The organism is Kosmotoga olearia TBF 19.5.1, from assembly GCF_000023325.1.
Taxonomy (GTDB): domain Bacteria; phylum Thermotogota; class Thermotogae; order Petrotogales; family Kosmotogaceae; genus Kosmotoga; species Kosmotoga olearia.
In genome coordinates, this window is the sequence record NC_012785.1 from 1826192 (window position 1) to 1852062 (window position 25871).

The 25871-nt window shown below is 42.5% G+C and carries 25 protein-coding genes and 1 tRNA gene; 7 read left to right on the forward strand and 19 right to left on the reverse strand.

Going from position 1 to position 25871, the window contains the following annotated elements:
• The first annotated feature begins 6 nt into the window (after positions 1-6).
• From rnr to KOLE_RS08590, 3 genes are all read left to right on the forward strand, one after another.
• A complete protein-coding gene (rnr, locus tag KOLE_RS08580) occupies positions 7-2205 on the forward strand; it encodes a ribonuclease R (protein ID WP_015869029.1) in 2199 nt (732 codons plus the stop codon).
• A 142-nt stretch (positions 2206-2347) separates the two neighbouring features.
• The gene (locus KOLE_RS08585; protein WP_015869030.1) at positions 2348-3415 is read left to right on the forward strand and encodes a tetratricopeptide repeat protein; all 1068 of its coding nucleotides are present in this window, start codon (positions 2348-2350) and stop codon (positions 3413-3415) included.
• Positions 3415-4170: a prepilin peptidase gene (locus tag KOLE_RS08590; RefSeq protein WP_015869031.1), complete on the forward strand. Its 756-nt coding sequence runs from the start codon at positions 3415-3417 to the stop codon at positions 4168-4170. The genes KOLE_RS08585 and KOLE_RS08590 overlap by 1 nt, the downstream gene beginning before the upstream one ends.
• 17 nt (positions 4171-4187) lie before the next feature.
• On the opposite strand, the gene KOLE_RS08595 is transcribed toward KOLE_RS08590, so the two are convergent.
• The gene (locus KOLE_RS08595) at positions 4188-5858 is read right to left on the reverse strand and encodes a helix-turn-helix domain-containing protein (RefSeq protein WP_015869032.1); all 1671 of its coding nucleotides are present in this window, start codon (positions 5856-5858) and stop codon (positions 4188-4190) included.
• A 179-nt stretch (positions 5859-6037) separates the two neighbouring features.
• On the opposite strand from KOLE_RS08595, the gene KOLE_RS08600 reads away from it, so the two are divergent.
• From KOLE_RS08600 to KOLE_RS11685, 3 genes are all read left to right on the forward strand, one after another.
• Positions 6038-6262: a hypothetical protein gene (locus KOLE_RS08600; RefSeq protein ID WP_015869033.1), complete on the forward strand. Its 225-nt coding sequence runs from the start codon at positions 6038-6040 to the stop codon at positions 6260-6262.
• Positions 6263-6450: 188 nt separating this feature from the next.
• Positions 6451-7311: a transporter substrate-binding domain-containing protein gene (locus tag KOLE_RS08605; RefSeq protein ID WP_041288725.1), complete on the forward strand. Its 861-nt coding sequence runs from the start codon at positions 6451-6453 to the stop codon at positions 7309-7311.
• Entirely contained in the window at positions 7308-8477 is a 1170-nt protein-coding gene (locus KOLE_RS11685) for an HD-GYP domain-containing protein (protein WP_201030046.1), read from the forward strand. The genes KOLE_RS08605 and KOLE_RS11685 overlap by 4 nt, the downstream gene beginning before the upstream one ends.
• A gap of 54 nt (positions 8478-8531) precedes the next feature.
• Here KOLE_RS11685 and eno read toward each other — a convergent pair whose 3' ends face one another.
• The 7 genes from eno to KOLE_RS08645 form a co-directional block, all read right to left on the reverse strand.
• Positions 8532-9818, reverse strand: a complete 1287-nt coding sequence (gene eno, locus KOLE_RS08615; RefSeq protein WP_015869035.1) for a phosphopyruvate hydratase — start codon at positions 9816-9818, stop codon at positions 8532-8534.
• A 17-nt stretch (positions 9819-9835) separates the two neighbouring features.
• Positions 9836-10537, reverse strand: a complete 702-nt coding sequence (pyrH, locus tag KOLE_RS08620; protein ID WP_015869036.1) for a UMP kinase — start codon at positions 10535-10537, stop codon at positions 9836-9838.
• Positions 10538-10589: 52 nt separating this feature from the next.
• Entirely contained in the window at positions 10590-11192 is a 603-nt protein-coding gene (tsf, locus tag KOLE_RS08625; RefSeq protein ID WP_015869037.1) for a translation elongation factor Ts, read from the reverse strand.
• A 72-nt stretch (positions 11193-11264) separates the two neighbouring features.
• On the reverse strand, positions 11265-11747 hold the full coding sequence (coaD, locus tag KOLE_RS08630; protein ID WP_015869038.1) for a pantetheine-phosphate adenylyltransferase: 483 nt from the start codon (positions 11745-11747) through the stop codon (positions 11265-11267).
• Complete coding sequence (locus KOLE_RS08635; RefSeq protein WP_015869039.1) at positions 11744-12223, reverse strand: RrF2 family transcriptional regulator; 480 nt, start codon at positions 12221-12223, stop codon at positions 11744-11746. Before KOLE_RS08635 ends, coaD begins: the two co-directional genes overlap by 4 nt.
• Positions 12224-12226: 3 nt before the next feature.
• The gene (gene ftsY / locus KOLE_RS08640) at positions 12227-13144 is read right to left on the reverse strand and encodes a signal recognition particle-docking protein FtsY (protein WP_015869040.1); all 918 of its coding nucleotides are present in this window, start codon (positions 13142-13144) and stop codon (positions 12227-12229) included.
• A 1-nt stretch (position 13145) separates the two neighbouring features.
• Positions 13146-14891 (reverse strand): proline--tRNA ligase, encoded by a 1746-nt coding sequence (locus KOLE_RS08645; RefSeq protein WP_015869041.1) that lies wholly within the window; start codon positions 14889-14891, stop codon positions 13146-13148.
• 131 nt (positions 14892-15022) lie between these two features.
• Here KOLE_RS08645 and KOLE_RS08650 point away from each other — a divergent pair, with 131 nt between their 5' ends.
• Entirely contained in the window at positions 15023-15883 is an 861-nt protein-coding gene (locus KOLE_RS08650; RefSeq protein ID WP_015869042.1) for a purine-nucleoside phosphorylase, read from the forward strand.
• 48 nt (positions 15884-15931) lie between these two features.
• Here the strand turns inward: KOLE_RS08650 and KOLE_RS08655 are convergent.
• From KOLE_RS08655 to KOLE_RS08705, 11 genes are all read right to left on the reverse strand, one after another.
• Positions 15932-16006: transfer RNA gene (locus KOLE_RS08655), tRNA-Val, on the reverse strand.
• A 62-nt stretch (positions 16007-16068) separates the two neighbouring features.
• The gene (gene cysS / locus KOLE_RS08660) at positions 16069-17442 is read right to left on the reverse strand and encodes a cysteine--tRNA ligase (RefSeq protein WP_041289015.1); all 1374 of its coding nucleotides are present in this window, start codon (positions 17440-17442) and stop codon (positions 16069-16071) included.
• Positions 17439-18890, reverse strand: a complete 1452-nt coding sequence (gltX, locus tag KOLE_RS08665) for a glutamate--tRNA ligase (RefSeq protein WP_015869044.1) — start codon at positions 18888-18890, stop codon at positions 17439-17441. Before gltX ends, cysS begins: the two co-directional genes overlap by 4 nt.
• A gap of 6 nt (positions 18891-18896) precedes the next feature.
• A complete protein-coding gene (locus tag KOLE_RS08670; RefSeq protein ID WP_015869045.1) occupies positions 18897-19424 on the reverse strand; it encodes an NUDIX hydrolase in 528 nt (175 codons plus the stop codon).
• 5 nt (positions 19425-19429) lie between these two features.
• The gene (locus KOLE_RS08675) at positions 19430-19828 is read right to left on the reverse strand and encodes a cytidine deaminase (protein WP_015869046.1); all 399 of its coding nucleotides are present in this window, start codon (positions 19826-19828) and stop codon (positions 19430-19432) included.
• The gene (locus KOLE_RS08680) at positions 19776-21155 is read right to left on the reverse strand and encodes a hemolysin family protein (RefSeq protein ID WP_015869047.1); all 1380 of its coding nucleotides are present in this window, start codon (positions 21153-21155) and stop codon (positions 19776-19778) included. Before KOLE_RS08680 ends, KOLE_RS08675 begins: the two co-directional genes overlap by 53 nt.
• 35 nt (positions 21156-21190) lie before the next feature.
• Positions 21191-21658, reverse strand: coding sequence for a 23S rRNA (pseudouridine(1915)-N(3))-methyltransferase RlmH (locus tag KOLE_RS08685; RefSeq protein WP_015869048.1), 468 nt, complete (start codon positions 21656-21658; stop codon positions 21191-21193).
• Positions 21648-22868 carry an imidazolonepropionase gene (hutI, locus tag KOLE_RS08690; protein WP_015869049.1) on the reverse strand — a complete coding sequence of 407 codons (1221 nt, stop codon included), beginning with the start codon at positions 22866-22868 and terminating at the stop codon, positions 21648-21650. Before hutI ends, KOLE_RS08685 begins: the two co-directional genes overlap by 11 nt.
• A 2-nt stretch (positions 22869-22870) precedes the next feature.
• A complete protein-coding gene (gene ftcD, locus KOLE_RS08695; RefSeq protein ID WP_015869050.1) occupies positions 22871-23782 on the reverse strand; it encodes a glutamate formimidoyltransferase in 912 nt (303 codons plus the stop codon).
• 52 nt (positions 23783-23834) lie between these two features.
• Positions 23835-24896: an FtsW/RodA/SpoVE family cell cycle protein gene (locus KOLE_RS08700; protein WP_015869051.1), complete on the reverse strand. Its 1062-nt coding sequence runs from the start codon at positions 24894-24896 to the stop codon at positions 23835-23837.
• Positions 24880-25803, reverse strand: coding sequence for a TIGR00269 family protein (locus KOLE_RS08705; protein ID WP_015869052.1), 924 nt, complete (start codon positions 25801-25803; stop codon positions 24880-24882). Before KOLE_RS08705 ends, KOLE_RS08700 begins: the two co-directional genes overlap by 17 nt.
• Positions 25804-25871: the final 68 nt, after the last annotated feature.

The following is a 25871-nucleotide window of genomic DNA, read 5'->3' on the forward strand; positions in this document are numbered from 1 at the left end:
GCTTGTATGAAGATCAGTAAAAAGAAAATTTTAGAGTTGTTAACTTCCGGGAAATACGTGCCGTCGACCTTTAAAGCTATCGCTAAGATTCTTGAGGTTAAAGATAAAGATGATAAAAAGAATCTAAGAAAGCTTTTGAAGGAATTAATAGAGGAAGGAAGGATAATCAGGGATTCTCGTGGAAGGTATGTGATTCCTGGCGAAAATATGGTGATTGGAGATATACAGTTTACCAGAAGAAGATTCGGGGCTTTTGTTTCCAGAGACGATGGGGAAGAGGTATACATTGCCTCAGACGATACGGGGTTCGCCCTCGATGGTGATCGTGTGCTGGTGGAAATAACAGGAACGTATAGAGATCTTCCGAAGGGTTGTGTTGTAAAGGTTTTGAAAAGAGGTCGAACCAGGATAGTCGGAACCTTTGTAACCAGAGGATTGTTCGCTTTCGTGATACCTGATGATCCGAGGATAAAATACGATTTCTATGTTCCACCGGAAGGGTTCAACGGTGCCAAACCGGATGAGAAGGTGCTTTTGAAGATAACCCGGTACCCTTCGCCCGGGAGAAATCCGGAAGGTGTTGTCGACAAGGTACTGGGTAACGCCATGGATCCAGCCGTTGATCTACCAACGGTTATTTTCAAGCACAATCTCCCTGAACCCGGATATTTTCCGGAAGAGGTTTTAAAAGAGGCGGTTAAGGTAGCGAAGCCTCCTACCAAAAAAGAGATATCGAAAAGGAAGGACTACAGAAAAGATAGAATTTTTACGATTGATGGTGAGGATGCAAAGGATTATGATGACGCGATAAGCATAAAAAAATTGAAGAACGGGAATTATCTTCTCGGGGTGCACATCGCAGATGTTTCTCATTATGTTAGGGAAGGAAGTGCGCTTGATAGAGAAGCTTACGAAAGGGGTACCTCGGTTTATCTTCTTGATACGGTTATTCCCATGTTGCCTTTTGAGCTCTCGAATGGCATTTGTTCTCTGGTAGAAGGTGAGGACAGGCTTACCCTTTCTCTGGAGATGGAGATCGATCCCGGAGGGAAAGTGGTAGATTTCAAAGTTCATGAAGGGGTTATACGCTCCGTAAGACGACTTACATACACCGAAGTAAACAGATTTCTTAATGGAGATAATGATCCGGATCTCCTGAAACATCTCGAACCCGTAAAAAAAGAATTGCTTGTGGCGAGAGAGCTGGCGAGGATATTGAGGGATTGGCGTAAGAAACGCGGTTCGGTGATGGACATATCTTCGCGAGAGGTGAAAATACTGTTTGATGAAAAAGGGCGCGTCGTGGATATTCTTCCTCAGGAACGTGGAGAATCCGAAATAATGATTGAAGAGTTTATGATTAAAGCAAATGAAACCATCGCCGAGATCTTCAACACTCAGGATATTCCCTTTGTTTACAGGATTCACGAGAAACCCGATCCGGAGTCTATTATTCAACTAAAACATTATCTTGAGGCTATTGGAATGAAGCTGAGAATACCCAAGAATATTCATCCAAAAGTACTTCAAGAAATCCTTGAAAAAACGAAAGATCATCCTCTTCACAGTTCGATTGAGCGAATACTCGTTCGCTCTATGAAACGTGCGGTTTATTCCGAGAGAAATATAGGACATTTTGGCCTTGCGTCCCAGGCTTATACACACTTTACATCGCCGATAAGGCGTTACCCTGATCTGATAGTTCACAGGTTGCTAAAAAAAATAATTGAAAAGGGACATTTCAGCCCCGAGGAAATAGACCGTTATGAGAAAGAACTGCCAAGAATTGCTCAGCACTGTTCAAAGAGGGAACGGATCGCCAACGAAGCCGAATGGGATCTCCTCGACATGAAGAAAGTTGAATACATTAGCTATCATATCGGTGAAATCTTTGATTCTGTGATAACAGGAGTAACGAAGTTCGGTTTGTTTGTGGAAATACCTGAAAAAATGCTTTCCGGTCTAGTGCATGTTTCAACCCTTGATGATTACTATGAGTACAACGAAACACAGAATATTCTCGTGGGAAAGCACAAAAAACGGGTTTTCAGGATAGGAGATGGAGTGAAAGTAAGAGCGGTTCACGCTGATAAAACAACCATGGAGGTTGATTTCGTTATTGTTGAAAAGGAAAACAATAAAAATAACAAAAGGAATAATTCTAAAAACAAAGCAAAGAAAAGGAAGAAAAAACGGCGTTCTTAGTTCGGAGTAAAAAAACTGATTTTTTGCAGAGTATTACGTCCTAATTCGGTTAAATCAATTGTTGACCTTGTCTTTTTAATCATTGAGATACGTTTTCTGTATGGTATAGTTTATTTGAGGAAATGAATGGAGGCGATGTGATATGGAAGTAATCAGAATTACCCATAAAGGAAAGAGTTTTGACATAGATGAATTGACTCCTTTCGCAATAGCGATATTGGATCTCGTTTACGATGGTGATCTAAAGGTTGCAAAGGAAGATTTGAAAGGGACAACCCTTGAGGCTCGTTTGAAGGTTATAGAGGAATTGAGTGAGGAATTTCCCGTTCTTGAGCCCACGGTTTATGCTCCCATCGAATATCAGGAATTCAAGCTGTATCTAGAAGAGGCGAAACTGGATCTTTCAACTTTTAAGAACGGGACCTTTAGTGGATTTCGCGACAAGGTAATGGCACTTGCGGATAAAAGCGAATATGGCGAGGCACAGGCTTTTCTGCAAATGCTATACGATGCAGGACTCGATCAGGCAGCTATGGCTGAGATGAAAGGAACGCTTTACATCGAAGAAGGAAAGATTGATGAGGGAATAAAATGGCTAGAAGAAGCAATAGAGAAGAATCCCGCCCTTGTTTCTGCCTATTCTGCCCTTGGCCAGGCTTACTTCAATATGGGGAAGTATGAAGAAGCAGCTCAATACTGGGAGAAGGAGCTGATTCTTGTTCCTGGCAGAGTGGTTACCTATTTTATGCTTGCGGACGCATATTCGCTTTCAGGCCAGAATGATAAGGCAATAAATGTTTTAAAGACGCTTATTAGCAACGATCCAAACAATCTGCTGGCAAGGTATCAATTGATAGAACTTTACAGAGAAATCGGCGAGGAAGAAGAGGCGAAGAAACTCAAAATGGAGATATTGAATGCGATACCTACCCATACAAATGATATAGAGATTTGGGCCCGGGTGCAGTTTGAGCACGGTAATTATGATAGAGTAAAAGAGATTATTGAAAAGTTTGTTGAGACGTCTCCTGACATGCAGCATCTCAAACTCCTGCTGGTTATTCCCTATGCGAAAACCGGAGACACACAAAAGGCTTGCAGATTGTTGAAAGAATTCAAAAACAACGAGATGTGGTACTATTACGGTAAGAAGGAGCTTTTTGATGAATTCCTGACAAACGATGAGAGAAAGGCTTGTGGAATCCTTTGATGGCTGTAGTTTCCTTCATCTTTGGTCTGGTTTTTGGAAGCTTTTTTAATGTGGTAATTTATCGATTGCCGAGGAAAGAATACACCATAAATAGACCTGCACGGAGTTTTTGTCCTTCGTGCGGCCATGAGCTGGTGTGGAAGGACAATATACCATTATTGAGTTATATTGTTCTTAGAGGAAGGTGCAGGTATTGCGGAACCAGAATACCGATAAGATATCCAGTAGTAGAAGCTATTACAGCGGTTTCTTTTACAATCAACGCGCTTATATTTCCTGTTCCGCAGGCGCTGGCCCTTGATCTGGTTGCGGCGGGATTGATTATTTCGAGCTTTATCGATCTGGAACATTACTTGATACCCGATACGGGAATAATCCTTATCGGGATTGGTGCGGTTCTCTTTTCCTATTATCAGGGGAGATTTCCAGAAATTTTGATTCATGCTGCCCTTGTGACTGGGGCAATGGTCGCGTTTTTCTTGATTGCCAACGCCGTGAAGAAAGATTCCTTTGGTTTTGGTGATGTTGAACTTATAGGTGCACTTTCCCTGGCAAGTGGTTTACTTGGGTCCTTATATACGGTTCTTTTTTCTTCGATAGCTGCTCTTCTGACGTATCTGGTGATTATTGGGGTGAAAGGTGAAAAATTTGAAGGAACGAAGCAGATTCCTTTTGGCCCGTTTATAGCTATCGGTGGGTATACCGCTATTCTTCTTCTTGATGAACTCAGGCTTCTTTATGGATTGGTGGGGTAGAATTCCCCGATTTTTCTTTAAGTGTCGATTTTAGTGGTTAGATTTTCAAGGAAGTTTTCTACTACCTTTCTCCGGGATCTTTTGTCAAAGCAATACATTGCGATAACCATTGACTGGGCCTTGAGACCGAGCCTTTTTGCCAATTCAGAATAGCTCTGATTTTCCAGTCTTATACCCCACTTCCGGTTGTATCTGATATAATTCCTGATAAATTCATCTACGAGTTCTCTTGTGGTTTCGTCTGTGGAAAAATAACTGTTGAGGAATTTTTTTGTCTTTTTTGGTGGAAAATGATTAATGAATAACATCGCCAAGGCTTTTCTTGCTTTCTCGTAATCTGAAAGGGTATTGCAAGCGTAAAGGAAGTACGACCAGATGAATTTTGAGTCCAACTCCTTTTCCAGATTTTCTGGATCATCCAGTAGTGTAAACAATCTATCTATGGAACCTTTTCTTGTTAAATTCCGAAATAAATCTCTTCTTCCAGCAAAGCAACTGTAAGCGGTAAACACTTCTTTTTTTCTTTCTAATGGGTTTAAGTTATAGAGTTTTGAAAGATAGATTCTGCTTTGTTCGTCTATTCTTATTTTCACCCATTCGCTAACTATCGGCCCGGGAGCTGACATGGGATCAACATGAAGATTCAGCCCGGCAATAATCTTTCTAAGAGTTTCTCCTTTTATTGTTCTCGTTTTTCCGTGAATTATCCTTGAAATATTTTTCCGATCGATCCCGGTCAATCTGGAAACTTTTGAGATATTTCTAATGTATTTATCCAGATATTCCCTTAATTCATGTGATACTTCGTATTTTGAATTACCGGTGGAAGAGAACAGAGAATAAATCTTTCGGGCCTTTTCAATTACCAGTTTCGATCTTTCTTTTTCCCATTCCGGCAGTCGTGTTATAAGACCAACAATTGTTCGGGACAGCGGAACAAGACATCTTTTTCTTGTTTTGCTAAGCAGAGTAAAAAGGGTGTGTAGGACGTAAAAATTCCACGGTCTATCCGTAAAGTATCCAGCAAGATAGGCGGCTTTTTCTGCAACTTTAAGTCCAAGTACAGGGTGTTCTTCCCTGGAATACCATGCAATGGCATTAAGAGCGAGAATCATTCCAGCGGGATGTTTGGATTTCTCAGCCATTTTGAAACTCTCAATAAATTTCTTGATACCTTCGCGAGTTTTTCCTTTCTTCACAAGTTCTCTTCCCACATTGAGCAGAGTAAAACTCAAAGCATTTTCTTCCATATTGTTGAGCTTTAATTTTCCAAGACAACTAGTATAAGGTCCTTCAACTTTTGAACAGTATAAAAGCAAAGCATTTATCGTCAGCGTGTAACGTATCTCAGGGGTGATTTTATGGAGGTTTTTCCGTAACGATATATAGATCGGTCTTCCTTCCTTGTATCTTCCTGATTTTAGAAGAAGGGACAATTTTCGAGTCAGTAAGGCGTATCGCAAGGAAGGAACCAAACATTTTTTTAATGCTTTGTTGATCATCGCCAATGCTTCTTCGTATTTTCTCTCTCCTTCAAGTTTCAAGGCAACAAAAAAACTTCTCCATACCCTGTCCTCATCGTTGGACGGGGTGGAAAGTTCCTTTTCAACCACGTAGGTGAAAAATGGCCTGCCGAATCCGCCAAAGGAAAAAAGAATTTTTGTAACCGTCAAAAATCTTCGATTCATGAATTTTGCTCCTGAACTAAATCTTGACAACAGTGAGGTGTTATCTATCACATTATAATATTTTCCTATTTTCAAAGAAAAGTATATCAATGTCTCTCGCTAAAAACGAACAATACAGAAACCCTGAATCTTGAATATCAGAATAACCATTGTACCCTCTGTTTGAGGAGGGGATGGTTATGGTGAAGAAAGGGTTGATTTCGGAACTCGTAATAGTTTTGGTAGTGTTTCTCTGGTTTCTAATGGGTTCAACAACCGGTGTGAATATTTCTGTCAGTGATTACGACCCGCCTGATGGAGAGGTTGTGGATGGAGTTATTTTCACAACGCCGTGTATCGTGGATTACGATCCACCCGATGGGGAAGTTGTGGATGGAGTTTCAGAATTCAGGTTTGAATTGTGAAGGGAGAGATTTCATGGCACCAAAAGCAAAGGATAGTAGTAACAGTACGTCACTTGTTAAAGAACTTGAAGAAGAAACGGAATCAATTGTTGAAGAGGTTTACGATGAACAAGTAGTGTTTTAGTTGAAGTAAAGCGCCCAAAAAGTGCCTGTTTTTTTGGTAGATTACATATACAGGATGTGATTGCATGAATTTTTTTAGCCTGCTGTTGTTCTCAAGCTTTTTCAGTTTAGTTGCTTTGGGAGCAGTAACTGAGAGAGTTTTGGTGGTTGGTGTTGAGAATCCACCGTATTCTTTTTATGATAAATCAGGAGAACCCCAAGGAATTAGCGTAGATATGTGGAAGCTTTGGTCTGAAAAAATGGGGATAGAAGTTGAATACATAATTATGGATGATGAGCAAGCAGAACGTATGGTGAAATTAGGGACAGCTGATATCACAGATGGTCTTCTTCGTTCTGAGGAAAATGAAAAGTACTTCGACTTTTCACAACCCTATTTGAAGGAAACGGTTAACATCTACTATCATAAAATGTTATCAGGGATAGGTTCTCCAAGGGATCTTTCTGGTTTTACAGTAGCTGTTGTTAGAAGTGAGCCTTTTTCAAATGATTTGCCCAAAGAAAACATAAATATCCAATATTATGATTCCTGCGAAGAGGTAATAAAAGCCGTTGTGGAAGGAAAGGTGAAGATATTCATAATGAACGATATTTCAGCAAGTTATTATTTGATAAAGTACGGTATAGAAGATGAATTCAAGAAGACCTCACCTTCCTTTTTGCAAAATTTGTATGCTGCCGTAAAAAAGGGAAAAAAAGAGCTACTCGAAACGGTTAATAAAGGCTTGAAGCAGATAACACTTGGTGAGAGAAGGGAAATAATAGAAAAGTGGAACGGTGTAGTACCATTCAATAGAGAATTGAAAAAGTATTACTGGTTAGCGGGAATTTTGGCACTTGTCTTTTTTCATATGGTAGTCTTGAAAATGATATACAGTTATTTTGAAAAAAACTCTTTAGAATTCAGAATGCTCTGGAGAAGATGAAAACAGAATTGAAGTTGAAAAACAGAGATATAGATTTTTTGTACGACCATTCCACGGAGATGACAACCAGATTATCGCACGTACTCTCGCTGTCATCACGATTAACCGATGCGGCTTTGAAGAATGACGAAGTTTTTTTGAAAGAGTTGCTGGAAATGGCAATGAAGCTTATTCCAACTGCGGATTACGGTAGCATATCTGTAATTGAAGACGGTAAATGGAAGTACGTTCATGCAATAGGACACGATATTGAGAAACTCAAAGCCATCGATTTAAAAGAGGAATACTTCGTTGATTTATCAGATGGACCAACCATAATCAACGATCTGCTTCATAGAAATTATTCTAAAATGCCTGCAAAAATTGCAAGAGCGATTGAAGAAGCGACGAGAGCTTTTGAGGAAAGCATGGTCGTTAGGTTGACCGTAAATGGTAAACTCATTGGCGGATTCTCTCTGGAAATTGCAAAAGGAAGCAAAAAAAGGTTTACCGAGGAAGATCTACAAATCTTTACCGCTCTTGCTGAACTCGCTAAAGCTTTCCAGACCATAAGACAATATATTATCATGCAGGGGAAATTCCAGAAAGAACTCGTTTTTTCGGTTGTAAGAATACTCGATTTGCACGATGCCAGTACGAGGGGGCATTCTGAAAGGGTAGCAGAACTTGCAGCGCTAACCGCGGAGATACTTGGGTTACCCAGCAAAGATATAAAAGATGCTTATTGGGCTGGATTAGTTCATGACATAGGAAAGCTTTTGATACCGAAAGAAATTTTGGACAAACCCGCAAAACTTACGGACGAAGAATTGGCGCTGGTCAAAAAACATCCCTTCTGGGGTTATAAAGTACTTGTCTCCTCTGAAAGGATGGAGAAATTGGCAAAATATGTTCTGTATCACCACGAACGATGGGATGGGACAGGGTATCCTCAGGGGTTGAAAGGCGAAGAGATACCGCTGATATCGCGAATATTGGCTGTGGCAGATGCTTATGATGCAATGAGAAGCGACAGAGCTTACAGAAAAGGGTTGACAAGGGAAGAAGCTATAAGAGAACTGCAAAAGAATGCCGGGAAACAATTCGACCCGAAATTGGTGAAAACGTTCGTAGCCATTCTTCTGGAAATTTTGAGTGAATATTCTGAAACAGGTAAGGTACAATAAAACATACCACGGGAACAATTCCCGTGGCATGTTTTTACCCTTGATAAATCGAATTTACTTTATGTTGTAGAAAGAATCCAGACCCAGGAACTTGGCGTCTTCTCCCAGCTCTTCCTCGATTCTAAGAAGCTCGTTGTACTTGGCAATTCTTTCGCTTCTTGAGGCTGAACCTGTCTTTATCATGCCGGTATTTGCCGCTACTGCAAGATGAGCGATGAACGTGTCTTCTGTTTCACCGGATCTGTGGGAAATAACACAAGTCATTCCGTGTTTCTGAGCGTACTCTATGGTATCCAGAGTCTCGGTAACTGAACCGATCTGGTTGAGCTTTATCAGGATAGAGTTGGAAGAGTTATTTTCCACACCCTTCTTAAGTCTTTTCAAGTTGGTAACGTACAGGTCGTCTCCAACGATCTGGACTTTTTTGCCGACTCTTTCGTTGAACTTTGTGAAGGCTTCCCAGTCTTCCTCGAAGAATGGGTCTTCAATGCTGATTATCGGATATCTGGAAACGAGGTCTTCATAGTAGTTTATAAGATCTTCCGAAGTCATTTCCTTGCCATCGATGTAGTATATGTTTTTCTCTTCATCGTAGAATGAACTTGCTGCACAATCAAGAGCAACAAAAATCTCTTCTCCCGCTTTGTAGCCAGCGTTCTCAATAGCTTTTATAATGTACTGAATGGCTTCTTCATTGTTGGAGAAATTCGGAGCGAAACCACCTTCGTCACCAACGGCAGTGACGTGTCCGTCAGCTTTCAGCAATTTTTTCAGGTGTTGGAATGTCTCCACACCTGCTCTCAGAGCGTCTTTGAAGGTTTTGAAGCCTGCCGGGACAATCATGAATTCCTGGATATCGAGATTATTGTCTGCGTGTTTACCACCATTAATGATGTTCATGAAAGGGACCGGAAGCTGTTTGGCGTTGACTCCGCCAAGGTATTGATACAATGGAAGGCCGAGGCTTTCTGCTGCTGCTCTAGCTACCGCCATGGATACGCCAAGGATCGCGTTGGCACCGAGTTTTTCCTTTGATTCCGTACCATCGAGTTCCAGGAGAATCCTGTCGATCTCTGTTTGGGCGAAAGCGTTCATTCCAATGATTTCAGGTGCGATAACCTCGTTCACGTTGTCTACAGCTTTCAAAACACCTTTACCGAGAAATCTCTTTTTATCTCCATCTCTCAATTCGAGAGCCTCAAACTTTCCAGTAGAGGCTCCTGATGGAACGATTGCCCTTCCATAGGCTCCATCGTCCAGCCAGACTTCAACTTCTACTGTTGGTGTTCCGCGTGAATCGAGAACCTCTCTTGCGATTACATCAACTATCTGGGCGTACATATTAACACCTCCTGTATTCAGTCGGGAATTACCAGAGTACCAACTTTCTCGCCAATTATAGCACGCAGCAGATTTCCGCTGGTAAAGAAATCGATAACGATGATAGGTATTTTATGTTTTTTGCAAATGGAAAAAGCTTCTATATCCATTATCTTTAAATCCCGTTCAATTGCTTCGGTGAAAGTGATTCTGTCGATTTTTTTCGTGTCAGGATGTTTCTTTGGATCGAGTTCGTATACACCGTCAACCTTGGTGGCTTTTATTATGATGTCAGTATGAAGTTCAATTGCTCTGATAGCGGCTGCGGTATCGGTGGTGAAGTAGGGAATTGTCGTTCCTCCACCGAGAATAACGATGTTTCCTTCCCTCAGAAGTTGTTCTGCTCTGCTGTATTTGTAAGGCTCGAAAGATGGGAACGAGACAATCGATGAAATTGCCACCGCTTTCAATCCCTTTGAAGAGAGATAATCCTTCAGATAGAGTGTGTTAATCAGGGTTCCCAACATCCCGATCTCGTCGGATACGGTGGGAGAAATATGTGTTAGCTCTTTGCCTCGGAAGAGGTTGCCTGCACCTATGACGATTGCAATCTCGATTCCACGTTCCTTTACGCCGCGAAGTTCGTTAACGAGATATTGTAACCTTTCTTCGCTGAATCCTTTATTGCCCTCGCCACTAAGGGCTTCACCACTGAGTTTTAACAATACTCTCCTGTACATAGCACCCTCCAAAAAAAGAGGTGAGCAATGCCCACCTCTTTATCTTTCATTATTAATCGCTTTCCCCAACTTCCCATCTAACAAATCTGCTAACCTTTATATTTTCACCAGTTTTGGCGATGGTTTCAACAATCAGGTCTTTGATTGTTTTACCTTTTTCAAACACATATTCCTGCTCCATGAGACAATTTTCCTGGTAGAAGGATTCGAGTTTGTTTTCAATAATTTTGTCGATTATGTGTTCGGGTTTTCCGGAATTCTTCATTTGTTCACGATAGATTTCCTTTTCCTTTTCAATGACATCGGCTGGTACATCTTCTCTTGAAATCCAGCGTGGAGCCATTGATGCGATCTGCAGAGAGATCTTGTGGGCGAGTTCCTTGAACTCATTGGTTCTCGCAACGAAGTCGGTATTACAGTTGAGCTCGAGCATGACACCGATTCTACTGTTGTGGTGGATGTAAGAGTAGATTATTCCTTCACCGGTAGCTCTTCCTGCTACTTTGTCAGCTTTCATAGCACCTTTCTTTCTCAGGTATTCCTTTGCTTTCTCGAAATCACCGTCATTTTCCATAAGAGCCTTCTTGCAGTCAAGCATACCGGCTCCGGTCATGGCTCTCAGCTTTTTTACCATGTCAGCGGTAATTTTTGCCATTCTGTGTCTCCTCCTTTCTAACATCTCCTTATGGATTATATCTTAACTTGAGAAAATAATATTTCAAAGTCGTTAAGTTGAACCTGAAAATTTTCTTTTCAGGGCTTCCTCAACGTATGGAGGAACCCATAAAGAAACATCTCCACCGAAACTTGCAGCCTCTCTAACAATAGAAGAAGATAAGAAAGAGTATTTAGGATCCGTCATGAGAAAAACCGTTTCCAGGTCGGCGTACATGGCCTTATTGATGTGTGCCACCTGAATCTCCATTTCAAAATCGGAGATAGCGCGAAGACCTCTAACTACTATCTTGATACCGGCCTTTCTAGCGTAATCTACCAATAACCCTTCGTAAGAATCTGCTCGAGCGTTTTGAATTCCTTCAACCGCTTTTTCAACCATCGACAACCTTTCGGAAAAAGTAAAAAAGTATCTTTTGTTGATGTTCTTCATTACCAGAACAACAACCTCATCGAAGATCTTTGAAGCGCGTTTTAAGATATCCATATGACCGTAGGTTATTGGATCAAAGGATCCGGGATAAATTGCTTTCACCTTGACTCCCCCGTTTCTGGTTTCTCTTCGAGTTGCAATTCTATCCGTTTGTTCTTTTTTAGTTTTTCTCCTATTTCTATTAGATCAGCCAGCGTCATTTTTCCAAGCTCACGCATCATGGAATTATAAAGCCGGAACCAGACATATTTTACAGTACAATTCGGATCTATATCACATTCTGTATTTTCTCTTACGCAGACGTATGAATTCATTGGTTTATCGAGTTTGAGTATTACATCCCTCAGGTAGATTTCGTTGGCCGGTTTGGCGAGTACATAACCACCATAGCGTCCCCTTGTTGCTTTAACGAATCCTGCGTCCCTGAGCTCTGCGAAAATCTTTTCCAGAAAATCTCTCGGGATCATGTCGCGTTCCGCTATTTTTGCCAGCGATAGTTTTGGATTGCCGCTTTCAGCGGCAAGTGCAAGCTCGTAAAGCGCTCTGAGAGCGTAGCTGCTTTTAACGGTGAATCCCATGGATTACACCTCCGCATCCATGGCTTCTTCTGTTGCCAGAAGGGCATCGACGAATTCTTCCGGATCGAAGGGTTTTAAATCATCGACACCTTCGCCAACACCGATGTATTTAACGGGTGTTTTAAGCTCTTTTTTTATTGCGAAAACAATACCGCCCTTGGCTGTACCATCGAGTTTCGTTAGAACAATACCCGTGATGTTAACTGTTTCAGCGAACTTTTTCGCCTGCACCAGCCCGTTTTGCCCCGTTGTCGCATCTATAACCAGCCAAACATCGTGAGGGGCACCTGGTAGGACTCTTCCAATCGTTCTATGAACCTTCTTTAACTCTTCCATGAGGTTATGTCGGGTATGCAACCTTCCGGCGGTATCGATTATGACAATGTCCTTTCCCTTGCTTTTTGCGTGCATAACGGCATCATAAGCCACGGCAGCTGCGTCTGCTCCCTGGCCCTGTGAAATGAAATCAGCTCCCACTCGTTCGCTCCAGACCTTTAACTGTTCAACGGCCGCTGCCCTGAAGGTATCTGCCGCCGCCAAAACAACACGTTTTCCCTGTTCTTTGAAAATCCTTGAAAGCTTTCCGATTGTGGTTGTTTTTCCCGTACCGTTAACTCCCACGATCAGCAGGACGTATGGTTTGGGTGCTTCCTTTTTTTCTTCTTCTTCTTCTTTCAGGATGTCTATGAGAACTTTTTTTAAAGCTGTATTTGGATCTTTCACTTCTTTGACCTTTTCTTTTAAACGCTCTATTACCTCTTCAACGGTTTCAACACCCATGTCTGAAAGAATTAAAAGTTCTTCGAGTTCCTCAAGGGTTTCCGCATCAAGTTTTTCGAGACTTAGAATGTTCTTGACTTTGCTGAATACGCTATCACGGGTTTTTTTCAGACCTTCTTTTATCTTAGAAAGGAATCCCATGTTAATCTACCTCCGCCACCTTTGCAGGATCGTATTTTTTCAGCAGTTTTTCCACGGTTTCAAGGACTGAATCATAACCTTCGGAGATAGAGACTTCCACGAGTTGTTTTTCGGTCCGGAGTTTCAGTTCTATGAGCCCTTTTGTGAGTTTTTTACCCACGGTGATCCTCAAAGGTATTCCTATGAGGTCTGCATCTTTGAACTTAACACCAGGGGAAGCCTGCCGGTCGTCCAGGAGAACCTCGTATTTCTCCTTCAGAAGTTCGTACAATTCCTCTCCAACCTTAGAAATCTGTTCCTGAGATGGATTCACCATGGTAATGATGATATGGAAGGGTGCAATGGAAAGGGGCCATATCATACCGTGCTCGTCATGCATCTGTTCAACAACAGCACTCATGGTTCTTGAAATTCCCCAACCATAACATCCCATTATATAAGGATGATTTTCGCCATTTTCATCTGTGAAATATCCGTTCATCTTTTCGGAGTATTTGGTCCCGAGCTTGAAGATATGCCCTAGCTCTATACCTTTGGTCATCTTCATTGGTTTTCCGCACTTTGGACAGGGATCGCCTTCAACGGCTAGTTTGAGATCGAACCATTCATCAACAGAAAAATCTCTACCTAAACAGACGCCCTTATAGTGATAGCCTTCCTTCATTCCACCAACAACGAAATTTCTCAATGGTTTTACTGTGAAATCGGCTACGATTTTGACCTTGTCGTTCATACCCACAGGCCCTATGAATCCTATCGGGACGCCGAAGTTTTCAAGAACTTCTTCCAGAGTTGCCATTGTCAGGGTCTGGTCCTTCAAATGTGCCTTAAGCTTGGATTCGTTCAGTTCCTGATCGCCTCTTATAAGAGCCATTACGAACCCTTCTTTGCCCCTGTACAGCAGGGACTTTACAATCTGCTCCGGTGTTACTTTCAGGAAATCCGCAACTTCCTGTACGGTTCTGACGCCGGGTGTTTCAACCAGTTCAAGTGCCTTTTCTTCCTGAACATCAGGATCTTCGTCGCTGAGCATCATGTATTCAGCCTTTTCGTCACTTGCCGCATAGCCACAATCACAGTAAAGCAACGTTGACTCGCCTGTGTCTGCTAGGGCGTTGAATTCATGTGATTCATCTCCGCCTATTGCGCCAGTATCCGCTTCAACGACGAGATATTTAAGACCTATTCTTTCCATGATTCTGCCATATGCTTTATAGAAATCTTTATAGGCTTTATCTAAAGACTCCCAGTCTGTGTGAAAACTGTATGCATCTTTCATGAGAAATTCTCGTGCCCTTATCAAACCAAAGCGTGGCCTTATTTCATCCCTATATTTGTTGGCTATTTGAAATAGAGAAAGAGGAAACTGTCTATAAGATCTTAATTCATTCCTTACTATGCTTGTCAGTAACTCTTCATGTGTTGGACCGAGAGTAAAATCACGTTCATGACGATCCTTGAATTTCATCATTTCTGGACCATAATCGTCCCATCTTCCGGATTCGAACCACAGCTCCGCAGGCTGAATGATGGGCATGAGAATCTCCTGGCAACCGATAGCTGCCATTTCTTCACGGACGATTTGCTCCACTTTTTTTAATACCCTGAGTCCGAGCGGCAGATATGTATAGACTCCAGCTGCATTTTTCCTTACAAATCCTCCCCGGATTAAAAGTTTGATACTTACAAGATCGGCATCGGAAGGTGCTTCTTTTAGTGTAGGGGCATACAACTGTGAAAAACGCATATATTCGATTCTCCTTTCGTTACCAAAATAGACTATTTCGGTTGTGATTATAACATGTCCAGACATAGTTTTCCTGATTTGTTATAATCTAATTGAAGTTAACAAGTTGAATTAGTGAGGAGGGAAACAGAATGTCTATTTTTGATCTCAAAAAAGAAATTCAGGAATATGTTCAAAAGGTAAAAAATTCAGCTCATTATCTCGAAGAGAGATTTCCTGAGAATCCAAAGATAGGTATTATCCTTGGGTCCGGTTTGGGTGATATATCCAAAAGTCTCGAAGATCCCATTGCAGTGCCTTATTCTGAGATACCTGACTTTCCAGAATCAACAGCTCCCGGGCATAAAGGAGAACTGATTTTTGGTAAAATCAGTGATCAACCGGTTATCCTTATGAACGGAAGGTTCCATTATTATGAGGGTTATGATATGCGTACCGTGACTTTTCCGATACGTGTCATGCAGGAACTTGGCGTCCAGATTTTAGTGGTTACCAATGCTGCTGGTGGACTCGATCCCGATTTTGAAGTAGGTCATCCGATGATAATAAGGGATCATATAAACTTCATGGGGAATAACCCGCTGATTGGCCCCAATATTGAAAAATGGGGGCCAAGATTCCCGGATATGAGTGAACCCTATGACAGAAAACTCAGCGAATTAGCCGTTCTTAGTGCTAAGGAGCTTGGTATCGGAGTATATCAGGGTGTTTACGTTGGTGTTTCCGGGCCGAGTTTCGAAACCCCGGCAGAGCTCAGGATGTTGAGACGCTTTGGAGCTGATGCTGTTGGAATGTCCACAGTTCCGGAGGTTATAGTAGCTAAACACGCGGGAATGCGTGTCCTGGGGATTTCTGCCATCACAGATAGAGCCGTTCCTGACGATTTGAAACCTCTTACAGCGGAAGAGGTTATAGAGGTTGCGAACAGAACGGGGAAACAGATTGCAGCAATTATCCTCAAAGTTATGCAGAAGATAAAAGAATCGAAGTGATTTCGAAGATAAAAAACGGGGAGACAGTTTGTCTCCCCATTTTTTATTTGGTGGGTGCGGCAGGGATTGAACCTACGACCTCTTCCTCGTCAAGGAAGCGCTCTCCCACTGAGCTACGCACCCTCCAACGATGTAAATTCTAACATCGACAATTGAAGTTGTCAAGCGTCAGCAACGCCAGAACTTTAGAAAGTGTACTTCGTTCCTTCCGGTGTATCCATGAGTTTTATTCCAAGTTCGTTGAGCCTATCTCGGATCTGATCAGCTTTCTCGTAGTTTTTATCCTTCTTGAATTCTGCGCGTATCTCTATCAGTAGTTTTACGAGACCATCGATGTTTGCACTTACCTCTTCGTCCTTTTCGAGTATTCCCAGAACGGGGCCGAATTCATTTCGGATAAGATGATAGATTTCCAGTTTTCTGTTTCTGTTTTTTGTCTCACCCATTTTATTGATCAGATCGAACATCAAGGCAACGGCTTTTGGGGTGTTAAAGTCGTCATCCAGTGCTTCGATAAAACGTTCTATTTGTTCCTTCACGAAAGGCGTCTTTTTTGAAAACAGTGGTTTGTCACCTTCGGATTTTTCGAAATCCCGGAGTATAGCGTTTACCCTTTTCACCGCTCTCAGGTTTTCAGCGAGCATCTCTTCAGAGTAGTCTATCGGCGAACGGTAGTGCTTGGAGAAGATAAACAATCTGATTGCGTCCTTTCCATATTTTTTGACGGCATCTTTTATCGTGATGAAATTTCCGAGAGATTTTGACATCTTGGAGCCCGCGAGTCTCATCATGCCGTTATGCATCCAGTACCTGGCGAAGGTCTTGCCATGTCGCGCTTCTGATTGAGCTTTTTCATTCTCATGGTGCGGGAATATCAGATCAGCTCCACCAGCATGGATGTCAAAGGTCTCGCCGAGGATGCATGTTGACATCACCGAGCACTCTATATGCCAGCCGGGCCTTCCGGGTCCCCAGGGGCTGTTCCAAAAAGGTTCCCCTTCTTTTGCGGCTTTCCACAATGCGAAATCTTCCGGGGATTTCTTCTTTTCACCCGGCTCGATTCTCGCACCTGCTATCATATCTTCGAGTTTCCTGTGAGATAGTTCTCCATAATTTTTGAATTCCGAGACATTAAAGTACACGTCGCCGTCTACAACGTAGGCAAAACCCTTATCGATCAGATCCTGTATGAATTCTATAATTTCATCTACGAAATGAGTCGTTCTCGGGTGGAAGTTTGCCGGCCTTATCCCCAGAGCCAGAGAATCCTTCCAGTACTGAACGATGTAACGCTCAGCGATTTCCAGCGCATCCACACCTTCCTCATTCGCTTTGATGATTATTTTGTCATCAATATCGGTGAAGTTTTGAGCAAGAATTACCCGGTATCCCCGGTACTCGAGATATCTCCTGAAGGCATCGAAGGTTATGGCGGGGCGGCTGTTCCCGAGATGCACAAAATTGTACACCGTGGGTCCGCAAACGTAGATCCTGACCTCTCCGGGGGTTATCGGGATGAATTCTTCCTTTTTTCCTGTGAGAGTGTTTGTTATCCTCAGCACAGATTACCCACCGCCCTATCTATTCTGTCTATCACTTTATTTCTTCCAAGCAGGTAGAGAATTTCAACGAGTTCAGGCCCTTCGTCCATACCTGTGAGAACCTTCCTGAAGGTGTGATAGAAAAGCTTCCTGTCTGGCTTAATCTCTTTTATCACATTTCTAATAACATCTACTACTATTTTATGGTCCCAACTGTCGAGCTCGTCGAGGCGTTCTTTGATTTTTTTAAGGGCAAGTGCGACTTGTTTTTCCTCCTCGGTTTTAATCGAGAGCTTCATGGTTTCAGGTCCTTTGAAGTAAACGGCTAGTTTTTCGGGAATTTCTTCAAGGGTTTCGACGCCTTTGCGTACAGAGTCCACGGCTTTTCTAAGCCATTTTATGTTCGCTCTTGCTTGTTCTTCCGTCATATACCCTTTCTTGACGATATATGGGATAGCCAGCTCAGTGACTCTTTCTATACTTGTCTGGCGTATGTAAACCCCGTTCATCCAGCGTGCCTTGGTAACGTCAAACACCGCAGGACTTGAATTCAAGCGTTCAAGTGAGAACTTTTCAATCATTTCGTTTTCGTCCATGATCTCTTTACCGTCCGGATGAGACCATCCAAGGAGAACAAGAAAGTTTACGAAAGCTTCAGGCAAGAACCCCTTTTCTCTGAATTCCTCGATGGAGGTATGTCCATGGCGTTTGCTCAGTTTTTTGCCATCAGGCCCGAGAATGGTCGAAACGTGCGCGAAAGCAGGCGCTTCAACCTCAAAGGCTTCGTATATGGCGAGTTGCCTCAAGGTGTTTGAAAGATGGTCGTCGCCACGAATAACGTGTGTAATTTTCATCGTCATGTCGTCTACAACCACGGCGAAGTTATACGTTGGAAGGCCGTTTGACCTCAGTATAACGAAGTCACCTATCGACCCTTCTTTAAAAGCAACTTTCCCTTTTACGATGTCTATGAACACGAACTCCCTTCGTGGCATCTTGAAGAAGATCGCCGGTTGGAGGCCGCGCTCTTCCAGCTCTTTTCTCCTTTCAGGTGTATCAAATTGTTTAAACAATTCTTCAGAATAGTGAGGCGGCTTGCCTTGTGCAAGCAGTTCATCATGTATTTTTTCAATTTCTTCAGGGTAAGCGTATACTGGATAGGCCTTCCCTTCTTTGATAAGTCTGTCACAGTGTTCACGATAGATCTTCGTTCGCTCGCTCTGCCTGTAAGGGCCATAAGGGCCACCAACATCTGGACCTTCGTCCCAGGAAATTCCGAGCCAGAGGAGAGATTCCATCAGTTTCTCTTCAGATTCTTTTGTTGATCTTTCGATATCGGTGTCCTCTATCCTCAAAACGAATGTTCCACCGGTATGCCTTGCAAAGAGATAATTGAATAACGCCGTTCTTGCACCACCCACGTGCAAATATCCTGTGGGACTTGGCGCGAATCTTACTCTGATCATTGTATATCACCACCTATTTCTAATTCTATCAGCAAAGAGAATTCCGGCAATGGTTTTACCATCCCTTATCTTTCCTTCTAAAATGAGCTGAAGAACTTCTTCAAAAGGCATTTCGATGGCATCGATTATCTCGTCTTCATCCGGATTGGGTGCGGAGTTACGCTCTACTTCCGCCAGATAAAGATATATCCTTTCATCAGAGAACCCCGGGGAGGTGTATAACTGAGTCATAAGCGTTATTTTTTTTGGTGAGCAACCTGTTTCTTCCATTAATTCTCTTTTAGCGCATTCTAGGGGATCCTCACCCATTTCGAGTTTTCCAGCCGGAATTTCCAGCAGATCATCTTCAACGGGAAATCTGTACTGTTTAACCATCAATACCCTGTCTTCTAAAAGGGCTACAACAGCAACGGCACCCGGGTGTCTTACCACTTCGCGGAAGCTTTTTGAACCATTCTCTAACTCTACCTCGTGTTTTTCGAGTTTTACCACTTTTCCTTCGAAATATGTTTTAAAACCCAGAGATTTTTCCATAGATATCACTCATCCTCATTCAGTTTGAATTGTAAAGGTAGCAATTCTGAAACAGATGTTCTGATGATTTTCTCTTTTCCCACAAGAATTACATCGAAATCTCCGAACTCTGCCATAACCTGTCTGCAAGCCCCGCAGGGTGGCGTGGGGTCATCCTGTGAACCTATTATCGCGATGGCTTTGAATTTCCGTTTCCCGGAAGAAACAGCCGAGAAGATCGCGGAACGTTCAGCGCAGATCGTCAGGCCGAAAGAAGAATTCTCGATGTTTGTTCCGAGAAATATCTCGCCATCTTCTGTCAGCAGTGCTGCTCCAACGGCAAAGTTGGAATAAGGAGAATAGGACCTTTCTTTAGCCTTTGTTGCCATTTCTATCAGTTTTTTCTCCAGGTCTTTCTGCAACATTTTTCTTCCCCCGATCTACTATTAGTCTGATTTTTTCGATCTTCTTTTTTCCTGCGGCAAGGATTTCAAAAATGAAATCTCCGACCACAATACGTTCGCCAATTTCCGGGAACCTTTCAAGGATCTCAAGCAGGTATCCCCCGATGGTCTCATATTCTGTTTCCGGGAACTTTACGTCGAGTTCCCTTTCAAGGTCGTTGATGGGTGTCATGGCATCAACTATATAAACATTATCACCCACCTTTTTGATGGTAATTTCTTCGGCTTCGATATCGTATTCATCCAGGATTTCACCGGTGAGTTCTTCAAGAATGTCTTCCATTGTAACCAATCCAGCGGTTCCGCCGTATTCATCAACGACAATCGCAAGGTGTATTTTCTGTTCCTTAAATTCTTTCATAAGGTCGTCAACTTTCTTTGTCTCAGGGACGAAATATGGTTGTCGCATCATCTCTTTTACCGGAGTTTTTTCAAGGGTTTCTTTCTCGTCATTGGTATCGATGATGTACCTGAAAAGGTCTTTGGCATAACAAACGCCCACGATCCTGTCAATGTTTTCCCTATAAACAGGTATCCTCGAGTAGCCCTCATCCTCGACAACTTTCATTAGATCCATAAGAGATTCATTCTCTTCCATGCATACCATTTCAACCCTTGGTGTCATGATTTCCCTTACCGAAATATCCTTAAGCTCCAGCGAACGTTTCATCATCTGTCTTTCCTGATCTTGAAGGACACCTTCTTTGTGTCCAACATCAACAGCGGATATGATCTCATCTTCAGTGATAAAAGGCGTCTCTCGCATTGATTTTCCCCCGATTATGACTATGAAGAAATTCGATAGACTCACAAGAAGCCATATCACAGGTTTGAGTACGATCGTAATAAAGGAAATGAGACCTATAACACTATTAAATACTTTTTCTGTATTCTCCCTTGCGTATATCTTCGGTGTAATTTCTCCAAAAACGAGTATCAGGAAGGTCATTATACCTGTGACGACTGCAGCAGCAACACCCTCCGACGTTTCTGGTAACAACTTAAGAGCTAACAGTGTGGCCTCAGCTGAAGCAAGGATATTCACGAGATTGTTCATAACAAGGATTGCTGTCAGCATCTTGTTTGGTTGTTCGATGTACTTGTTTATCATTTCTTTTCTTGAGTCATCTTTTTCGTCTTCTGCGTACTTCCGCAATTTCAACTTGCTGACGGACATGAGGGCAGTCTCAGAACCGGAAAACACCCCAGAAAGAAACAGCAGGAAAATCAAAAAAATGAGATTAATGATAATAGATAAAGGATCACCACTACTGGCAGGTTCTTCCACTCTTGTTCCACCTCCAAAAAAATATCGGTTGTTTTTCAATAATGATAAATCATTCCACGGTTTATAGTTTCAGCTCTGTACAGCTGTTCAAGTAAGACAAGAAGGGCCATTTCGTGGGTGAAGGTCATTCGTGACAGCGATAATTTCTTCCAGTTTTGTGAAAGCACGTTATCACTGAACCCCAGAGGCCCTCCGATTATGAATATGAGCTTCCTCGTACCACTATTTTGCCACTTTTTTATAAAAGTTGCAAATTCCATAGAGCTCAGTTCTTCACCGCGCTCGTGAAGCACAACAACGTTCTTTTCATTTTGCAACGCTTTGAGGTAGCGTTCGCCTTCTTTTTTCTTTATTTGATCCCTGTTGGCCGATGTGCTGCCGGCTAGAGGGAAAGACGTTATTTTAATTTTATGATATGGTCTAATCCATTTTAGATATTGTTCCACACCTTCTAAAATGAATTTGGTTTTCACTTTACCCGTTAGATAGATTTCAAGATTCATGGAAAACCACTCTGCCTGATTTTATTACAGAAACAACAGTAATTCGTGAAAACATGTAAGGGATTTCAGTATAGGAATTTAGTCCCAATAAAACAATGTCAGCATCGTACCCTTCTTCTATCTTTCCTTTCCTGTTAGAAAGGTTCAGAATATGAGCGGCGTTTATGGTGTAAGCAGTGACAGCTTCTTCGATTTCCAAGCCACACCGGGTAACAGCCAGGTGCATGATCAAATAAGGATCGTATATATTGCACGAACCAGGGTTAAAATCAGAAGCCAGAGCAACAGCACTTCCCAGATCTATCATCTTTCTACCTCTGGCGAAACGTTCTTTCAGAAAGAAAGATGTTCCCGGAAGGATAACAGCTGTTGTTGCACTTTTAGAGATAGCCTCGAGGGTTTCGTCATCAGCGGATATGAGATGGTCTGCGGATACCGCTCCGAGTTCAACGGCGAGCTTACCAGCCCCGGAGGGTGCCAATTCATCGGCGTGCAATCTCAAGCGGAAACCCATGGCTTTAGCTCTTTCAAGGAATTCCCTCGATTCCTCGACTTCGAAAACTCCTTTTTCACAGAAAATATCTACCGTGTCAGTATATTCTCTCACATCCTTGAGCATGTTGGAAAGGTAATTTAGATACTCCTTCTTGTCTTCGAATTCTTCTGGTAAAGCATGTGCCCCAAGAAAGGTCGGGATAACGTCAACAAGTTGAACTTTGTTTAATAATTTCAATGCTTTCAATTGCTTTATTTCAGCTGTTTTTTCTAGCCCGTAACCGCTTTTCCCCTCAACGGTGGTAACTCCCAGCTTTAGCATCTCATTCAGTGCATATGCTCCTCTTAAAACAAGTTCTTTGAGTGAGGCCTTTCTTACTGCCTTAACAGTGGATAATATGCCACCTCCCGCCTGCATGATCTCCATGTAGCTTTTTCCGTGAAGCCGCATTATGAACTCATGAGCCCGGTTACCGGTAAATGGAATGTGGGTGTGGGGATCCACAAGTCCCGGAAGGGCGATTGCGCCATTAGCGTTTATTGTTCGCAGAGCCGGGGGGATTTCAGAACCAATATAAACGATTTTTCCATCTTTTATAGCTATATTCTTATTCTTTCGAATTGAGAGCTGCGACATATTTTTGCCGCAGACAGGTGGTTTGCCTTTTGGAGAAACTATTTCTGAAAGGTTTGTTATTGTGAGGTCAACCCTCACACTCATTCCTCCTCTACTATCTTCTGAAGAATCTTGTTTTCCAGTACGGTACTGGAATCAAATTTTTCCAGTCTGAGATAGAAATCAGCAACGGAACTCAGAGCATTCAGCGGGATGAGTCCCACAATTTCTGAACCAACGATGGGAACACCGTATCTTTCAGCTTCCAGTTTTATAACTTCAAAAACGCGGTGAATTGGTGTCTTTTTGAAGTTCGTAAGGTTCATGGACACTTGAACGATCTTTCTTTCCTCGAGTTTGAATCCCAGGGCTTTGACGTATCTGAACCCACCGCTTATATGTCTGACGGCCTTTGCTATTTTCTTCGCGACCTCGATATTGTCTGTTCCAAGATTTACGTTAAAAGCTATCAAGAACTCTCTACAACCGACAGCAACAACACCCGCGGAAGGGTGAACTTTGTCAGGACCAAAATCTGGTTTCCACTCTTTCATTTTTATTTTTTCAGAAAAGCCCTCGAATTCGCCCTTTCTTATGTTAGAAAGGTTTTCACGGGTGGGTGAGGTTGCGGATTGTTCGTATAGATAAACAGGTATATTGAGTTCATTGCCGATTCTCTCGCCGAGGATCCTGGATAAGCTAATACATTCATCTTTCGTGACATTCATTATGGGAACAAGCGGTATGACATCAGTTGCTCCCATTCTTGGGTGTTCGCCTGTGTGCTTTCTCAGGTCAATGAGCTCAGCTGCCTTTTTTGTCATCTTGAAAAGTGCTTCGAGCAATGGTTCAGGTTCTCCCACCAGTGTCACCACTGAACGATTGTGGTCAGGGTCGCTTGAATAATCGAGTATCCATACCCTTCTGATCTTACGGGCTTCGTTCACTATCCCTTCAATAACCTCTTTTCTTCTTCCTTCGCTGAAGTTAGGAACAGATTCTACGAGTTTCATTTCGCTACCTCCCCTCTTTATTCTTTTCAATTATAGCGCAAGTGGAGGAAAACTATGTCTTTGCAGTTTTTTCAGAAGCTCCGTATATCATGCCGAGCTGTGCTGAGAAGAAAAGGGCAGAACTGCCACCGTAGCTGATGAAGGGCAGGGGGATACCGGTGACCGGGAAAAGCCCGAGATTCATTCCGATGTTTTCGATAATGTGGAAGAGAATAATGGTTAAAAAGCCTGTAGATACGAGAGCCATGAATTCAGAATGGGTGTTTTTTGCTGTCTTCCATATTCTCCATATCAGAACGGTATAGAGTGCTATAAGCAAAACGGAACCCAAAAAACCAAATTGTTCCCCGACGGCTGAGAAAATGAAGTCTGTATGATTTTCAGGAACGAACCCGTACCTGCTCATATCACCCTGTAAGAACCCTTTTCCGGAGAATCCGCCGGAACCTATTGCCCTCATTGCCTGGATTGTATTGTAAGCGGCCTCCCTTGAATAAGCTGCTGGATTGAGAAAACTCAGTATTCGCTTCAACTGGTATTCTTTCAAGCCAAAGAATAGCACGAAGGGAGAAACCGCTATTATGATGATGAAAGAAGCGATCAGGAGCCTGTCAAATTTAGCACTAACAAAAGTAATAACGAACCACAACGCGAAAAGCATGAGGGCTGTACCAAAGTCCGGTTCGATAAAAACAAGAAAGGAAGCCGCAATGGTTGTAAAAAATCCGATTATTCCGATTTTCAGAGTCTGGTCCTTTGTATAAAGCCAGGCGAGAAACATAACGATAGATAATTTTGCGAGTTCTGAAGGTTGAAAGCTCGCGATTCCAAGATCCAGCCAGCGGTTTGCACCTGCGACGGGTGGTGTCAATAAAACAACGACGAGTAACCCAAAAGAAAGCAACAAAAGATAAACGGCGTTGTCTTCCCAGAATTTTCTTTTTATTCTGCTGAATAGGAAGAACACGCCGACGGATAGTATATCCCAGGAAAGTTGTCTGTAAAAGAGATAGGAGAATCTCCTCCCCCATGTTACGCTGTATAGAATGGTCAGCCCGAAAACTAAAATAATTATGTAGGACAGAAAGAGAATCACATCATGTTCTTTTTTCATTTAGCTTTTGCTCCAGGCGTTCAGTGAGTTTACAGAATGAACACACTTCTTGTGTTGTTGGATAACCGCACCTTGAACATTCGTTTAGTTTGACAGAATCTTCTTCGGCATTATCGAATATCCCTTTGTTTTTATAATAATCCATGAGGAACCGTTGTTTTGCGCCAGGTTGCGATAACTCGAGATCGTTCAGCAGTCTCTTGTATACGATAGAAGAAGCTCCCCTTGCGGAAGGACACTCCTCGAAGATGTATTCTATTCCTTTCATAATGGCAAAGGTGGCAACCTCCTTCTCCGTGACAAGAATCAATGGCTTTACCTTTGGAGTGAGTTTTTCATGAGTTTTTGGAAGTACAGGATATTGCTTTCCCAAATAACCGGTTTGCCAGTGAAGCAGGTTTCCGAGCAGTGTGGCTGCCTCGTCATCCAGATTATGCCCTGTGGCGATTACTTTATAATCGCCTTCGTGGGAGAATTTATTCATGATATAGCGTTTAACAAGACCGCAGACAGAGCAGGTTTTGCGACGCATCTTCCATGCCGCTTCAGGTGTGGAAAGTCCATGGAGGTATTTCCTGACATCTTCAATATGCAAGGTGAGGTTCCTTGATTTCGCGAAGCTTTTTGCTTTTTCTTTGGACGTTTCGGAATAACTTCCGATACCGAGATCTATATAGAGTCCCTCGGTTTGATATTCAAGTCTGTAAAGAACGTCCCAGAGAACAAGGCTGTCCTTGCCACCGGATACGGCGACAAGAATTTTAGAGGATTTATCGAACATCTTGAACATGTGTATAGCCTTTTTCACTCTTGAGAGAAAGAACTCTTCATAATGTTTCGCACATAGAGCTATATTATGTTGTTTGAGATGTATAATTGCCTGAGCTCCGCATTTCTTACATTTCATACCGTTCACAACCTTTCTGGAAGATGTTCCAGGGTTCTAAAGGGTAGTTTACCTTCTTCCCACGTTGT